Genomic DNA, 14,439 nt, shown 5'->3' with positions numbered 1-14,439 from the left:
CCATGACAACCGCGGTGAGCACCTGTCCCGACTGCACCGAGGCCGTCCCCGCCGACGGCGACGTCCGGGTCACCTCGATCGTCGAGTGCCCCGGCTGCCAGGCCGAGCTCGAGGTCATCGGTGTCGACCCGGTCGAGTACGCGCTGGCGCCCGACATCGAGGAAGACTTCGGGGAATGACCCTCGCGGTCCTGACGACCCGCACGCGGCTCGAGGAGCGGCTGATCTTCGCCGCCCTCGAGCGGCGTGGGCTCGCCTACGCGCAGGTGGACGACCGCACGCTGGTCCACCGCCTCGGCGCACCCGGCGGTCCGCGTTACCGGGGTGTGCTGAACCGGATCATGTCGCACACCCGCAGCGTCTACGCGACACGGATCTTCGAGGCGACCGGGCACCGCGTGTTCAACAGCAGCCACGTGGTGGACGTGTGCGGCGACAAGATCCTGACGTCGCTGGCGCTCGTCGACGCCGGTCTCCCCCACCCGAGGACGGTGGTCTCGGTGACCCCGGACGCGGCGCTGCGGGCGATCGAGGACGTCGGCTACCCGGCGATCCTCAAGCCCGCGGTCGGGTCGTGGGGCCGTCTGCTGTCCAAGGTGAACGACCGGGACGCGGCCGAGACGCTGATCGAGCACAAGCAGTCGTTGAAGTCGCCGATCCACAACGTGTACTACGTCCAGGAGTACGTGGACAAGCCGGACCGGGACATCCGTGTGATCGTCATCGGCGACGAGGTGGTCGCCGCGGTGTACCGGCGTTCGGACCACTGGATCACCAACACCGCGCGTGGCGCGACCACCGCCGTGTGCACCGTGACCGACGAACTGCGTGACCTGGCGTCGCGGGCCGCCGCGGCGGTGGGCGGCGGCATCCTCGCCGTGGACCTGCTGGAGCGCGCCGACGGCGAGTTGCTGGTCACGGAGGTCAACCACACCATGGAGTTCCACGGCCTGTCGGCGGTCGCGGACGTCGACGTCGCCGACCTGGTGGTGGCGTACGTCGACCGCAACAGCCCGGTCGAACTGGAGGCAGCGGCATGAGGGCGACCGTCGTCGGCGGCAGCGGCTACATCGGCGGTGAGCTGGTGCGGCTGCTGCTCGGCCACCCCGAGGTCGAGTTGGCGTACGTCACCTCGAACAAGTACGCGGGGCGACCGCTGCGGACCGCGCACCCGAACCTGCGTGGCCGCACGAACCTCACGTTCACCCCGGACAGCGAGGTCGGCGAGTCCGACGTGGTGTTCCTCGCCGTGCCGCACGGCGCGGCCATGAAGGAGATCGACCGCTGGGCCGCGCTCGCACCCCGCGTCGTGGACCTGTCCGCCGACCACCGCATCCAGAGCACCGACCTGCGCGAACGCTACTACCCCGGCGGCGTGCCCGACCCGGAGTGGCTCGCACGCTTCCAGGCCGGTCTCCCCGAGCTGAACCGCGACGGACTGCGCGGCGCGACGCACATCGCGGTCGCCGGGTGCATGGCGAACGCGGCGATCCTGGCGCTGCACCCGCTCGCCGCGACCGGGATGGTCGCGGGCACGGTGCTGGTCGACGCCCGCACCGGGTCCTCCGGCGCGGGCCGGGTGCCCGACGAGGGCAGCCACCACCCCGAGCGCAGCGGCGTGCTGCGGATGGCGAAGCCCCACGGGCACCGGCACATGGCCGAGATCATCCAGGCGTGCGGGATCCCGGTGTACATGTCGGTGACCGCGGTCGAGGCCGTCCGGGGTGTGCAGGTCGTCTGCCACGTGATGTTGCCGTCGCCGGTCACCGAGCGGGACGTGTGGGCGGTCTACCGCGACGCGTACCGGCACGAGCCGTTCGTGCGGCTGGTGCGCGAGCGGTCGGCGCTGCACCGGATGCCGGAGCCGAAGCTGTTGTCCGGCACCAACTTCTGCGACATAGGGCTGTCGCTCGACGAGGGCGGCGAGCACCTGGTCGTGGTGTCCGCGATCGACAACCTCGTCAAGGGGGGTGCGGGGAATGCCGTCCAGTGCCTCAACATCGCGGCGGGCTGGGACGAGACCAGCGGGCTCGGCTTCATCGGGCTCCACCCGGTCTGAGCGGTACGTCGTCAAGCTCGGCGGGTCGCTCGACGCCGACATCACCGGCCCGTGCGACGACATCCGCGAGCTGGCCGCGGCCGGCGCGGAGGTCGTGGTCGTGCACGGCGGTGGCGCCGCGGCCGACCGGGTCGGTGCCGAACTGGGCCGTCCGCCCCGGTACCTCACCGGGCGCGGCGGACGACGCAGCCGGTACACCGACGCGGCCGCGCTCGACGTGCTGCGGCTCGGCATCCTCGGGCGAGTCAAACCGGATCTCGTGGCGGCACTGGTGAACCTGGGCGTCCGCGCCGTCGGGTTGTCCGGTGTGGACGGTGGGCTGGTCACCGCGACCCGCAACAAGCCCGCCAGGGCCACGGTCGACGGCGTCGAGGTGGTGGTGCGGGACGACCTGTCCGGCCGGATCGCGTCCGTCGACCCGGCGGTGCTGGAGACGTTGCTGGGCGGCGGTTTCACGCCGGTGGTCTCGCCACCCGCGCTGGGCACCGGCGGCGAGACGTTGAACGTGGACGCGGACCGGTTCGCGGCGGCGCTCGCGGTCGCGCTGGCGGCGGACTGGCTGGTCGTGCTGTCGGACGTCCCCGGTCTGCTGGCCGACCGGCACGACCCGGCGAGCCTCGTGACGCGGGTGCCGACCGGATCGCTCGACGCGCACCTCGCGGCAGCGGACGGGCGGATGAAGGTGAAGGTGCGTGCCGCGGCGGAGGCCCGCGCGGGTGGCGTGCGGAACGTCGTCCTCGCCGACGGGCGGGTGCACTCGCCCGTCCTGACGGCGTGTGCGGGTGCCGGGACCAGGTTCGTGGAGGAGCGTCATGTCGAAGCGAGCTGAGGACCTGCTCACGCGGATGGTCGGGATCCCGTCGGTGTCCGGGAACGAGGACGCGCTCGCGCGGTTCCTCGTCGACGAGATGCGGGAGTGGGGTTTCGAGACCCACCTTGACGAGGCGGGCAACGCGATCGGGCAGCGCGGCGACACGGACGCGCCGATGATCCTGCTGACCGGGCACATGGACACCGTGCCGGGCGGCCCGGCACCCCGCCGCGACGGCGACCTGCTGTACGGACGTGGTGCCGTGGACGCGAAGGGGCCGCTCGCCGCGATGATCTGCGCGGCGGCCGAGGCGTCGGTCGACGGGGTGCGGTACGTGGTGGCCGGCGTCGTCGAGGAGGAGACGTACGGCAAGGGCGCGACGCACCTCGCCGAATGTTTCCGGCCCGCCGTGGCGTTCGTGGGTGAGCCGAACGGGTGGGCCGGAGTGGGCATCGGCTACAAGGGCCGCGTCATGCTGCGGTACAGCGTCTCGCGCCCGTCGGTGCACACGGCGTCGCCCGAGGAGAAGGCGAGCGAGGCGGCGGTCGGGTTCTGGCAGGACGTGGTGTCGTACTGCGCTTCGGTCACCACCAGCGAGAAGGCGTTCGAGCGCCCCATCGCGACCCTCAACGAGATGACCGGCGACATCGAGTCGGCCCGGCTGGTGATCTCGGTGCGCACGCCGCCCGGGTTCGACCTGCCCGCGTTCGAGGAGTTCCTGGGCGGCGTCACCCGCGACGGCGTGCTCAAGATCGACGACCGCACGCCGGGAGTCCGGGTCGACCACCGTGGCGCGGCCGTTCGCGCGTTGTGCGCGGGGATTCGGGCTCGCGGCGCCCGGCCGACGCTGAAGCTCAAGACCGGCACGGCGGACCTGAACATCGTCGAACCGGTGTGGGGCGTGCCGATGGCCGTCTACGGGCCCGGCGACTCCGCGCTCGACCACACCGACGACGAGCACATCTCGTTCACCGAGTACGCCGCCGCGACCGACGTGCTGCGGGACGCGCTGAACCACCTGGCGGTCGAGCTGCGGCAGTAGTCTCGGCCTGGTGCCGTCCCGTGTCGCGTACCTGGCCATCCTGGTGTCGGTCGTCCTGTGGGGGCTCGCGCCGGTCGCGACCCGCTACCTCGTGCTGAACGCCGACCCGCTCGGCGTGCTCGGCATCCGGTTCGCCCTCTGCTCGCTGTGCTACCTGCCGGTGCTGCCGTGGTTGAAGCTGGGCGAGGTCCGGTGGAACCGGCGGTCGCTCGGCATGCTCGCCGCCTGCGGGGTCGTCGGGGTGGTGGGCTACAACGTGCCGATGACGCTCGGGATCCGCGACGTGCACGCCGGGTTCGCCGGGATCCTCCTGTCGACGGAACCGCTGTGGATCGCCCTGCTGTCGGTGGTGGTGCTGAAGCAACGGCTGACCAGGCCGCTCGCCTGGGGCCTGGCGGTCGCGTTCGCCGGGGTGGTGACCCTGAGCGTCGGCAACGGCCTCACGGTCGCCACGTCCATGTTCGGCGGGGCGGCACTGGTGTTGCTCGGCGCCTTCATGTGGGGTGCCTACTCGGTGGCCGTGGGGCCGCTCGTGCGGCGGTACGGCGCGCTGCGGGTGTCCGCGGTGACCATGTGGATCGGGACCGTGCCGCTGCTCGCCATCTGCGCACCCGGGATCCTCGCCACCTCGCTCGACGCGACCGGATGGCTGATCCTGTTCCTCTACGGGCTCGGGCCGAACCTGATCGGGATGCTGCTCTGGAACTACGGCCTGTCCCGCGTGCCCGGACCGCAGGCCGGGCTGCTGCTGAACCTCTACCCCGTCGTGAGCGTCGCGGGTGGCGTCACGCTGCTCGGGGAGCCTCTGACGCTGCTGACGGTGCTGGGTGGTCTGATCGTGCTGGCCGGACTTCTGCTGTCGCAGCTGCGGATCGCGGGAAGTGCCGATGCCACCGAGACGCCTGCGACGCCAGAACGACCACCAGCAACCCGCTGAACGCGCCCAGCAGGACGAACGACGTCCGGCCGGTCAGCTCGTACAGCACCACGCCCGCGACCGGGCCCACCACGTTCCCCACGTCGGACACCAGCCCGAACAACCCGAACGCCGTGCCCTGGCTGTCCGCCGCGGACTTCAGCTCCACGATGCCGCGCCGCGCGGTCAGGAACAGGATCGCGTACCCGACCATCACGACCAGGAACGCCGCCGCCACCGGCACCACCGACGCGCTGATCGCCATCGCCGCCAGCCCGACACCGAGGATCGCCAAGCCCGCGCCGATCATCGGCACCAGACCGAACCGCTCCGTGTACCGGCCCAGCGCCCACATGCTGACCGCCGACGTCGCGAGGCCGACCACGAACACGACCGAGATCGCGCCGCGCGCCGACCCCTCCGCCGCGCCGGAGAGGTACAGCGGCAGCAACGGTTCCAGCGCCGTGTACACGAGGTGCGTGAACAGGTCCAGCACGCCGAGCACCAGCACCCAGGCCCACCAGCGGTTGCGGCCGCCCGCGGACTCGGACAGTGCTTCGTTCTCCACCGGCGCGTCCGGGATCGCGTGCAGCAACCCGAACGCGGTCAGCGACGTCGCCACCGCGCCCACGACGAACAACGTCTCCAGCCCGAACGGCGCCGCCACCCCGGCGATCAGCGGCCCCAGCAGGAAACCCGCCACCGCCGCCGACCCGAAGTTGCCCATCATCCGGCCCGCCGCGATGTCGTACCGCTTGCACAGCGCCGACATGCCCGCGTACAGGGCCGGGGTCACCAGGCCCTCACCGATGCCCCACACGAACCGGCCGGCCAGCAACGTCACCGCGTCGGTCGCGAACGCCGTCAGCACGATGCCGACCGCCGCCACGTTCAGCGCCACGCACGCCACCGCGCGCGGCCGCCACCGGTCGACCCACCAACCACCGACCGGCTGGAACAACGCCTTCGCCGCGGCGAACAACGCGAACACCAGCGCGATCGTCACCGGGCCCGCGCCGACCCGCTCCTCCAGGTCCGGCACGAACGGGATCAACACCGTGTAGGAGGCGTTGACGCTGACGACCGCGACGAGCAGCAGCAACGCACGGCTGCGGCCGGAGGTCATCAGCTGCCCTCGATGTAGGCGTGCAGCACGGCGTGCATGCCGCGCACCGCCAGCGCCAGCTCCGGCCGCGGGTTCGGCGCGTACACCAGCGCCCACAGCTCGGTCGCGGCGAGCCCGTGCCGCTCCTTGAAGCGGTAGTTGTCGCGGCCCCACTCGATGCGCCGCATGCCGTTGTCGTACGCCCACTGCGTCGACCGGTACATCAGCGCGATGTACGTGCTGTACTCGCGGAGGCTGGGGTAGTCGACGCCACCGCACATGAACGTGACCTCGTCGCCGCGGCGGAACCCGAAGAACACGCCGACGAGCCTGCCGTCGACCTCGGCCGCCGCGAGCAGCGCGCCCGGCACGTCGAGCATGCCGTGCAGTGCCGCCTCGTCGAACAGCGCGGGCCATTCGTTCTTGTCGCTCGTGTCCACCGTGAGCGGGAACGCGGCAGGCACCAGTGCGTGCGCCTCGTCGCCCTCGACCATCCGGACGGTCAGGCCGCGTTCGGCGCCGCGGCGCAGCCGCCGCTCGACGTCGCGGCGGATCTTGTTGTCGACCCGGTACAGGTGGTCGGTGAACGTGCCGGCGACGTCGATCGCGTACGTCCGTTCCAGGTGGACGGTGCCGACCGGCGGCCCCGCGACCGCGAGCCAGCTGTCGACGCCCTCGCTCGTCAGGTTCGGCACCACCAGCACGTCGGCCGCACCGCCGCGGATCCAGTCCATCGCGGTCGCGTACGCGCCCTCGACGAGCGGCTCGGCGACCGGGCCGCGCTTGCCGTACATCGAGTACGGCGAGCCCGCGAACACGATCGGGTCGCCGAACCGGCCGGACAGCTCGCACTGCAGCTCGTAGCCGTGCCAGAACGGGGAGAACGTGGTCTCGTACAGCGGCAGCACGTCCTGCCCCGCGGACACGTACGCGTGCCGCGTGCGCTGCTCGATGCCGATCCGCTCCCACCCCCGCAGCCACCCCGCGGAGTCGTAGAGGCAGCTCGCCGCCACCTCGTCGGGAACCCGATCGGACACCGTCCAGCCGTACGCCGGAGCGATCCGTCCCGTGCCGGTGACCGTCACACCGCACCCCCGCTCGCATTCGAGCCGACAACCGTCCCGAACGTATCGACGCGCGGTAACCCGGCACCCACGCCGCCCTCGCACCACGGTTGTGCCACGACCGCCGACATCGCGCGCTAGATTGCGGCACGTGGAGTTCGAGATCGATGACGACCGGAGCCGCGTGGACCGGGACGTGTTGTGGGAGTTCCTGTCCACGAAGGCCTACTGGGGGCGTTTCCGGGACCGCGAGAAGATCGAGCGGCAGCTGGCGGGCGCGTGGCGCGTCGTGGCCGCGTACCGCACGTCCGACGGCGCCATGCTCGGGTACGCGCGTGCGGTGTCCGACGGGGAGGCGCAGGCCTACCTCGCCGACGTGTTCGTGGTCGAGGAGGCGCGTGGGCACGGCGTCGGCAAGGCGCTCGTGCACGCCATGATCGAGGAGGGGCCCGGCCCGTACTTCCGGTGGATGCTGCACACCCTGGACGCGCACGAGCTGTACCGCCCGTTCGGGTTCGCCGAGCCGGACGGCACGTACATGGAGCGCAAGGGCCGCAGCATGGACATCTTCGGACTGCACGGAACGGGCAACGCGCCCTGACCAGCCAGATCGCGGGGATGCCGTCAGCGCACGCCGGCGGCGGGGCCGACCGAGCCGCCGGGTACCGGTGGGCAGTGCAGCAGGCGCTGGGACGTCGTCGGTTGCTCAGTGATCAGGTCGACCAGCAGCCGGACCGCGGCGCCACCCATCTCCCGGTACGGGACCTCGAAACCGGTCACGTCCGGGGCCACGCCGGGCGGGCGGCCGAGCACCGCCAGTGACACGTCCTCAGGTGTGGACAGCCGCGCCGCCGACAGCGCCGCACGCACCGCCGTGTAGGCCACGCCCGTGTCGGTCTCCTCAACCACGATCGCCGTCACACCGTCCGCCAGCCACGAGCGCACCGCGTCGACGGACAGCGGGCCGTCGAGCCGGGTGACCGCGGTGTCCGGGGCGGCCCGACGTACCCCCTGTTCCCGGTCGGCGGACGACGGCGCGTCGTCGGTCTCCCTGACGTACCGGACGCGCCGATGGCCCAGCCCGCGCAGCCGGGTCACGAGATCGGCCGACGCGGTCACGTAGTCCGCGCCCACGTAGGGGATGCGGCCGCCCAGTTCCGGGCGGCGTCCGATGTAGACGATCGGGAAGCCCGAGTCGACCAGGCGGGCGATCGGCTCGTCGGGTACGTGACGACCGAAGAACAGGCAGCCGTCCGCCACCCGTACGCGGCGGATCGCCTCCGGGCTCTGGCCGGCCGCCCCCGTGAACAGCACCAGGTCCTGGCCCAGCGCCGCCGCCGCGTCCTCCACGCCCACGAGGATCGGGTAGTACGAGTCGGCCACGTCGGTGGGGAACGTCGCCCGGAACGTGTACAGGCCGATCATGTTGGTCCGAGCCGACGCGAGTCGCGTCGCCACGGGGTGGGGCACGTAGCCGAGGTCCTCCGCCACCGCCAGCACCCGCCGCCGCGTCGACTCCGCCATCCGGACGCCTGCCCGGTTGCCGCCGAGCACCACGGACACGGTCGCCTGCGACACCCCGGCGATGCGAGCGATGTCGACCTGCCTCGGCGGGCGGCCCGGCGGCATCCCACCCTCCCCTCGCCAATCCGTATCAGTTCGAGCGTCAGGGCACGACGACCGGCCGTCAACCCTTTGTCCGATTTCCGTCCGTTCCAGGACTAATACGTATTGGCGTCTTGACCTCGGCCCCCGCCACCACGGACGGTCGGGGCAACAGGTCAACGTCGACGAAGTGAGGGGCCCTGCGATGGTCACCAGACGAACGGTCCTCGGCGCGGCCGCCGGCCTCGGTATCGGCCTCGGTGTCGGTACTGGGCTCGGTGGCGCCCTCCCTGCCGCCGCGGCCGCCGCGCCCGGCGGGTTTCCCGACTACCGGTTCCTCGGGGTGGCGTTCGACAAGAACGCGCTCGCCTACAACCCGACCGGTGAGCTGATCTTCCCGTGTATCCGCGGCACCGCGGGCCGGGTGCCGAACGCGCTCGGGCGCTACTACCTGTACTACGCGCCCCACGACGCGCCCGGGGGCATCTGCCTCGCCTACGGCGACCACCTGTACGAACGCTTCACCGAGTACCGGGGCAACCCGATCGTGACGCGGAACTGGGCGCCGCACTACACCGTCTCGCACATCTCGTCCCCGCACGTCATGTGGAACGACGACGTGAACGAGATGTGGCTGTACTTCCACGGCGAGAACACCACGACCCGCCTCGCCAGGTCGAAGAACGGCATCGACTTCACCTACGACAAGGTGGTCCTGTCGACGTCCATGCTGTACCCGGGCGCCACCGAGGCGTCCTACGCCCGCGTGTTCCGCCACGACCTGCCCGCCGTCGGCGGCCGCTACGTCATGCTCTTCATGATCAACGACACGACCAACCGGCGCTCCATCGGCTGGGGCTGGTCCCGCGACGGGCGCGACTGGACGTTCTCGCAGACCCCGCTGATCCGCCCGCAGGACGTCGGTGTGCAGAACATCAGCGGGCCGCACCTCGTCAAACGGGGTGGCAGCGCGTACGTGATCTACCACTGCAACAAGGAGGCGGGAGGCACCCTGCTGATCACCGAGGTGGGCAACGGCTTCACGCGCCGCGACCACCTCGGCGTGTTCCACACACCGCTCTCCGGTGCCCCGGACAACGGGCGCTGCGCGGCCCCGTCGTTCGGCACCGAAGGCGGCGTCGAGTACATGTTCTACGAGGCCGGTGAGCGCCTGTCCGGGGCGATCGCCGTGGCCCGCGCGGTCTGACCGGTCAGGTGGCGGTGTTCCGCACCGTCCTGGTCGCGCCGACGGACGCGGCGACGACGAGGAGCACCGCCACCCACTGGACCGGGGCCAGCACCTCCCCCAGCACGACCAGCCCGACGACCGCGGCGACCGCGGGTTCGAGGCTCATCAGCACGCCGAACACGCGCGGCGGGATCCGGCGCAGCGCCTCCAGCTCCAGCGAGTACGGGATGACCGACGACAGCAGCGCGACGCCGAGCCCGACCGCGAGCACCCACGGTTCGAGCAGCGCGGCGCCGCTGTCGACGATGCCGACCGGGGCGACGACCAGGGCGGCCAGCGCCATGCCCAGCGCGAGCCCGCCGCCGTCGCTCGAGTGCCTGCCGAGCGCCGCGCCGAGCAGGATGTAGCTCGCCCAGCAGACGGCCGCGCCGAGGGCGAACAGGATGCCCGCGATGTGCAGGTCGCCGCGGCCCTCGGTCAGCAGCACGACCCCACCGGCGGCGAGCAGCGCCCACAGCCCGTCCAGCCAGCGCCGCGACCCGCCGATCGCCACCGCGAGCGGACCGAGGAACTCGATGGTGACCGCGATGCCCAGCGGGATCTTCGCGAGCGCCAGGTAGAAACACAGGTTCATGGCGCCGAGCACGAGCCCGTAACCGGCGACCACGGTCCACGCGGGCCGCCCGATCCGCATGGTCGGCCGCCACACCACGAGCAGCACCAGCGCGGCGAAGAACAACCGCAGCGCGACCGTCCCCGCGGAGCCGACGACGCCGAACAGCTGCTTGGCGAGCGCGGCGCCGACCTGCACGCTGAGGATCCCGGCCAGCACCTGCGCGGGCGGCGGCACCGCGCCCAGTGCCCGCCCGGCGAGCGCGACCAGGCCGTCCCTCGGGATCGGACCGGGCTCCACCCGGTCCACACGCATCGTGGTCATGGCCGCATCCTCCGCGAGACCACCGACAGCCGTCGCCGGTTTTCCAGATCGTGGGACCGGCTAGGGTCTCCGCATGGTGGGGAACGAGGTGGCGGCGCTGCGCGCGCTGACGGACGGGGACGTGACCGGGGCGCGGGCGGCACTCGAGAACGAGGTGACGCGGCCGCTGCTCAACGCCGCGCTGCGCACGTACCTCACCGCCGGCGACGACGGGCGCGTGTACGACCAGCCCGCCGCGTTCACGGCGTTCATCCGCGGCGGCGGCAACGTGGGGCTGTACCGGGCGGTCTCCTCGGCGCTCGCCGAGCTGTACGACCGGCACGAGGTCACGACGCTGGTCGACATCGGGTGCGGCGACGGCAAGGCGGTCGTACCCGCGGTCGAGGGCCGCGACGTGGCGGTGACGCTGGTCGAACCGTCGCGGGCGCTGCTCGACGAAGCCGTCGCCCAGCTGCCCGGCGCCACCGCGCACAACACCGACGCCGCGACGTTCGTGTCGGCGCTGACCGGCCGGTTCGACCTCGCCGAGTCGACGTTCGCGCTGCACACGCTGCCGCACGAGGAGCGCTCGGCGGTGCTGACCGCGTTGCGCGGGCACGTGTCCCGGCTGGCGCTGGTGGAGTTCGACGTGCCGGACGACCCGCCCGGGAGCCCCGAGCACCTGACATTCCTCGCGGACACCTACGAACAGGGCCTCGCCGAGTACGAGGCCGACCGCGACGTGGTTGCGCAGGGCTTCCTGATGCCGGTGCTCGCGGGCCAGCTCACCCCGGGCGCGACCCGCAACACGTGGGAGCAGCCCGCGACGGCGTGGGCGGCGCAGCTCACCGCGTGCGGGTACCGGGAGGTCACGATGCAGCCGCTGTACGACTACTGGTCCTCCCCCGCGTTCCTGCTGACCGCCACCACTTAGCAGGTCCCGTACACGTACCCGTCGTCGTCCGGTGTGGACACGTCGACGTCGCGCAGCACGATGCTCAGCTCGTCCGCCCACCCGGCACAGGCCCGGTCCAGGCCCTCCTGTGTGTACTCGACGACCACCACGTGGTCGCCGAACGCCTCGGTGTAGGTACCGCATTCGCTGTCGTGGTGGCCGCATTCCTCCACGACCGCGAAGTCGAGCCCGTTCGCGTCGCGGGCGCCCGCCAGCTCGGCGGTGTTCTTCTGCGCGATCGCCAGGCCGCGTGCGTGCGCGTGGGCGGACAGCAGCCGGATCAGCGCCTGGTTGTCCTCGGCGCTCAGCAGGCCGTCCGGGACGCGGGTGAACGAGTCGTAGTTGTCCGGTTCGACCGCCTGGAAGCCCTTGTCCGCGCACCCGTCGACCCACGCGTTCACCTTGTCCGCGATGCGGTCGCGCTTGTCGCCCGCGCTGGTGTCGAGGATCGCCTCACCCCAGTCCGCGTCGTACACGATCTCCCCGGCCGCGTCGCGGAGCAGCAGGTCGCCCCACTCGTCCTCCGCACCGGGCTGGGCCTGGAACGCGTTGACGTAGCAGATGTTGTAGAGGCCGTCGGCCGGGTCGGCGCCGTGGTCGCGGGCGACCACCGCGACACCGTCGGGCGGGGTGTAGGGCCCGCCGATCTGGTAGTCCCACAAGGCGTGCGGCGGCGGCAGGGGAATCGGGTCCCCGGCCGCCGTGCAGGACGCGAGCAGCACGAGGACGAGCAGTGCACGGGCCACGTGGACAACCTAGCGGCGCGTGGCGCGGCGCTGTCCGCGCTCCCCCGTCGGGTCGGTCGACCTGTTGTTCCTCGACGCCGAACGGCGCTGTCGCACCCGGACGAGATCGCCGCGGTGAGGCGTTGCCGCGCGCGGACGTGTGGCGACCGGCCCGCTGGGGTACTGATGAGCCATGGCAGAACAGGTGGTGGACGCGCTCACGACCGTCCTCGATGGACGCTGGGCACGGCTGCGCGGGCAGCTGCGGGAGCGGATGACGGCGACGAAGCTCGCCGACTCCTACGACCTCGACCCCGAGACACACCGCGCGCAGGTGTTCGAGCAGCTGCGTGAGCTGGTCGCGACCGGGCACCCGAAGCTCGGGTTCGACCGCGAGTACGGCGGCGAGGGCGACATCGGCGGTTCCGTCGTGTCGTTCGAGCTGCTCGGCTACGGCGACCTGTCGCTGATGGTCAAGGCCGGTGTCCAATGGGGACTGTTCGGCGGCGCCGTGCAGATGCTCGGCACGCGACGCCACCACGAGCGGTACCTGCGCGACATCATGACGCTGGACCTGCCCGGCTGCTTCGCGATGACCGAGTCCGGTCACGGTTCGGACGTCCAGCACCTGCGCACCACCGCCACGTTCACCGACGGCGGCTTCACGATCGACACCCCCGACGACGACGCACGCAAGGACTACATCGGCAACGCGGCCCGCGACGGACGGATGGCCGTGGTGTTCGCGCAGCTCGTGATCGGGGACCGGTCGTACGGCGTGCACGCGTTCATGGTCCCGGTCCGCGACGAGACCGGCAGGCCCATGCCGGGGGTGCGGATCGAGGACTGCGGCCCGAAGGCAGGGCTGAACGGCGTCGACAACGGGCGGTTGTGGTTCAGCGGTGTGCGCGTGCCCCGGGAGGCGCTGCTGAACCGGTACGCGGACGTGGCCGAGGACGGCACCTACACGAGCCCGATCACCTCCGACGGCCGCCGCTTCTTCACCATGCTCGGCGCGCTGGTGCGTGGCCGGGTCAGCGTGGCGGGCAGCGCGGGCAGTGCCACACAGCGCGCGCTGACGATCGGGGTGCGGCGCGCCGAGACCCGCCGTCAGTTCGCGCGGCCGGGCAGCGACGAGGAGATCGTGCTGCTCGACTACCTGGCGCACCAGCGCAAGCTGCTGCCCGCGCTCGCGACCACGTACGCTCTGCACTTCGCGCAGGAGGAACTGGTCGCGATGCTGCACGACGTCCACTCGGCCCCTTCGCAGGACGAGCGCGCACAGCGGGTACTGGAGTCTCGCGCGGCAGGTGTCAAGGCGGTGGCGACCTGGCACGCGACCAGCACGATCCAGGCGGTCCGCGAGGCATGCGGCGGCGCGGGCTACCTGGCGGAGAACCTGCTGCCGGGGCTGAAGGCCGACACGGACGTGTTCACCACGTTCGAGGGCGACAACACGGTGCTGCTGCAACTGGTCGCGAAGGGGTTGCTGACCGATTACCGGGACAACTTCGCCGACCTCAGCCCGCTGGCCACCGCCCGGTTGGTGGCCGAGCAGCTGATGGGAGCCGTGCTGGAGCGACTGCCCGCGCGCAAGCTCGGGAGCCCCGAGCTGTTCGACCGGGCCTGGCACCGGGAGCTGTTCGCGGACCGGGCGCAGCACGTGCTGGCCGGGTTGGCGCGGCGACTGCGGGCGGCGGCCTCGTCGGACGCTGATCCCTTCGAGGTGTTCAACGACGCGCAGGACCATGTGTTGCTGGCCGGTCGTGCGCACATCGACCAGGTGGTGCTGGAGGCGTTCGTCGCGGGGATCGAGCGGTGTGCTTCGCCGTCGGCGGCGACGTTGTTGAACCGGGTGTGCGATCTGTACGTGCTGTCGACGATCGAGGCTGAGCGTGGGTGGTTCCTGGAGCACGGACGGCTGACGCCGCCGGTGGCCAAGCGGGTGCTGGCCGAGGTCAACGCGTTGTGCAGGGAACTGCGGCCGCACGCGCGGACGTTGGTGGACGCGTTCGCCATTCCGGAGCAGTACGTGGCGACGTCCCTCGGGTAG

The 14,439-nt window shown here is 71.8% G+C and carries 14 protein-coding genes and 1 pseudogene; 10 read left to right on the top strand and 5 right to left on the bottom strand.

The window, feature by feature from the left end:
* Positions 1-2 precede the first annotated feature (2 nt).
* From ACIBVP_RS04035 to ACIBVP_RS04010, 6 genes are read left to right on the top strand one after another with little or no spacing between them, the layout of a single operon-like run.
* Positions 3-179 carry a lysine biosynthesis protein LysW gene (locus ACIBVP_RS04035; RefSeq protein WP_378053748.1) on the top strand — a complete coding sequence of 59 codons (177 nt, stop codon included), beginning with the start codon at positions 3-5 and terminating at the stop codon, positions 177-179.
* The gene (gene lysX / locus ACIBVP_RS04030; RefSeq protein ID WP_396104454.1) at positions 176-1,039 is read left to right on the top strand and encodes a lysine biosynthesis protein LysX; all 864 of its coding nucleotides are present in this window, start codon (positions 176-178) and stop codon (positions 1,037-1,039) included. Before ACIBVP_RS04035 ends, lysX begins: the two co-directional genes overlap by 4 nt.
* Positions 1,036-2,058, top strand: coding sequence for an N-acetyl-gamma-glutamyl-phosphate reductase (gene argC, locus ACIBVP_RS04025; RefSeq protein WP_396104453.1), 1,023 nt, complete (start codon positions 1,036-1,038; stop codon positions 2,056-2,058). The genes lysX and argC overlap by 4 nt, the downstream gene beginning before the upstream one ends.
* Entirely contained in the window at positions 1,979-2,887 is a 909-nt protein-coding gene (locus ACIBVP_RS04020) for a [LysW]-aminoadipate kinase (protein WP_396104452.1), read from the top strand. The genes argC and ACIBVP_RS04020 overlap by 80 nt, the downstream gene beginning before the upstream one ends.
* Positions 2,871-3,911 (top strand): M20/M25/M40 family metallo-hydrolase, encoded by a 1,041-nt coding sequence (locus ACIBVP_RS04015; RefSeq protein ID WP_396104451.1) that lies wholly within the window; start codon positions 2,871-2,873, stop codon positions 3,909-3,911. The genes ACIBVP_RS04020 and ACIBVP_RS04015 overlap by 17 nt, the downstream gene beginning before the upstream one ends.
* Before the next feature lie 10 nt (positions 3,912-3,921).
* Positions 3,922-4,848 carry a DMT family transporter gene (locus tag ACIBVP_RS04010; RefSeq protein ID WP_396104450.1) on the top strand — a complete coding sequence of 309 codons (927 nt, stop codon included), beginning with the start codon at positions 3,922-3,924 and terminating at the stop codon, positions 4,846-4,848.
* A gap of 7 nt (positions 4,849-4,855) precedes the next feature.
* Here ACIBVP_RS04010 and ACIBVP_RS04005 read toward each other — a convergent pair.
* Both ACIBVP_RS04005 and ACIBVP_RS04000 read right to left on the bottom strand, forming a co-directional pair.
* Positions 4,856-5,953 (bottom strand): annotated as a pseudogene (locus ACIBVP_RS04005) (MFS transporter); the annotation flags it as partial.
* Entirely contained in the window at positions 5,953-7,017 is a 1,065-nt protein-coding gene (locus tag ACIBVP_RS04000; RefSeq protein ID WP_396104449.1) for a GNAT family N-acetyltransferase, read from the bottom strand. The pseudogene ACIBVP_RS04005 and the gene ACIBVP_RS04000, both read right to left, overlap by 1 nt.
* Positions 7,018-7,147: 130 nt before the next feature.
* Here ACIBVP_RS04000 and ACIBVP_RS03995 point away from each other — a divergent pair, with 130 nt between their 5' ends.
* The gene (locus ACIBVP_RS03995; protein ID WP_396104448.1) at positions 7,148-7,597 is read left to right on the top strand and encodes a GNAT family N-acetyltransferase; all 450 of its coding nucleotides are present in this window, start codon (positions 7,148-7,150) and stop codon (positions 7,595-7,597) included.
* Positions 7,598-7,620: 23 nt separating this feature from the next.
* Here ACIBVP_RS03995 and ACIBVP_RS03990 read toward each other — a convergent pair whose 3' ends face one another.
* A complete protein-coding gene (locus ACIBVP_RS03990) occupies positions 7,621-8,625 on the bottom strand; it encodes a LacI family DNA-binding transcriptional regulator (protein WP_396104447.1) in 1,005 nt (334 codons plus the stop codon).
* A 181-nt stretch (positions 8,626-8,806) separates the two neighbouring features.
* On the opposite strand from ACIBVP_RS03990, the gene ACIBVP_RS03985 reads away from it, so the two are divergent.
* Positions 8,807-9,808, top strand: a complete 1,002-nt coding sequence (locus tag ACIBVP_RS03985; RefSeq protein WP_396104446.1) for a hypothetical protein — start codon at positions 8,807-8,809, stop codon at positions 9,806-9,808.
* 4 nt (positions 9,809-9,812) lie between these two features.
* On the opposite strand, the gene ACIBVP_RS03980 is transcribed toward ACIBVP_RS03985, so the two are convergent.
* Positions 9,813-10,727 (bottom strand): EamA family transporter, encoded by a 915-nt coding sequence (locus ACIBVP_RS03980; protein ID WP_396104445.1) that lies wholly within the window; start codon positions 10,725-10,727, stop codon positions 9,813-9,815.
* A gap of 73 nt (positions 10,728-10,800) precedes the next feature.
* Between ACIBVP_RS03980 and ACIBVP_RS03975 the strand changes: the two genes are divergently transcribed.
* Entirely contained in the window at positions 10,801-11,640 is an 840-nt protein-coding gene (locus ACIBVP_RS03975) for a class I SAM-dependent methyltransferase (protein WP_396104444.1), read from the top strand.
* Here ACIBVP_RS03975 and ACIBVP_RS03970 read toward each other — a convergent pair.
* Positions 11,637-12,407 carry an endo alpha-1,4 polygalactosaminidase gene (locus ACIBVP_RS03970; RefSeq protein ID WP_396104443.1) on the bottom strand — a complete coding sequence of 257 codons (771 nt, stop codon included), beginning with the start codon at positions 12,405-12,407 and terminating at the stop codon, positions 11,637-11,639. The genes ACIBVP_RS03975 and ACIBVP_RS03970 overlap by 4 nt on opposite strands.
* A gap of 172 nt (positions 12,408-12,579) precedes the next feature.
* On the opposite strand from ACIBVP_RS03970, the gene ACIBVP_RS03965 reads away from it, so the two are divergent.
* Entirely contained in the window at positions 12,580-14,439 is a 1,860-nt protein-coding gene (locus ACIBVP_RS03965) for an acyl-CoA dehydrogenase (RefSeq protein ID WP_396104442.1), read from the top strand.

The sequence above is a fragment of the Actinophytocola sp. NPDC049390 genome, assembly GCF_044466355.1.
Taxonomy (GTDB): domain Bacteria; phylum Actinomycetota; class Actinomycetes; order Mycobacteriales; family Pseudonocardiaceae; genus Actinophytocola.
Note: the sequence above shows the minus strand (reverse complement) of the source record. Positions and strands in the feature narration are given on the sequence as shown.

Coding starts and splice junctions, on each gene's coding strand:
- ACIBVP_RS04035 (WP_378053748.1), top strand. CDS start 3: ATGACAACCGCGGTGAGCACCTGTCCCGACTGCACCGAGGCCGTCCCC.
- lysX (WP_396104454.1), top strand. CDS start 176: ATGACCCTCGCGGTCCTGACGACCCGCACGCGGCTCGAGGAGCGGCTG.
- argC (WP_396104453.1), top strand. CDS start 1,036: ATGAGGGCGACCGTCGTCGGCGGCAGCGGCTACATCGGCGGTGAGCTG.
- ACIBVP_RS04020 (WP_396104452.1), top strand. CDS start 1,979: ATGCCGTCCAGTGCCTCAACATCGCGGCGGGCTGGGACGAGACCAGCG.
- ACIBVP_RS04015 (WP_396104451.1), top strand. CDS start 2,871: ATGTCGAAGCGAGCTGAGGACCTGCTCACGCGGATGGTCGGGATCCCG.
- ACIBVP_RS03990 (WP_396104447.1), bottom strand. CDS start 8,625: ATGCCGCCGGGCCGCCCGCCGAGGCAGGTCGACATCGCTCGCATCGCC.
- ACIBVP_RS03985 (WP_396104446.1), top strand. CDS start 8,807: ATGGTCACCAGACGAACGGTCCTCGGCGCGGCCGCCGGCCTCGGTATC.
- ACIBVP_RS03980 (WP_396104445.1), bottom strand. CDS start 10,727: ATGACCACGATGCGTGTGGACCGGGTGGAGCCCGGTCCGATCCCGAGG.
- ACIBVP_RS03975 (WP_396104444.1), top strand. CDS start 10,801: ATGGTGGGGAACGAGGTGGCGGCGCTGCGCGCGCTGACGGACGGGGAC.
- ACIBVP_RS03965 (WP_396104442.1), top strand. CDS start 12,580: ATGGCAGAACAGGTGGTGGACGCGCTCACGACCGTCCTCGATGGACGC.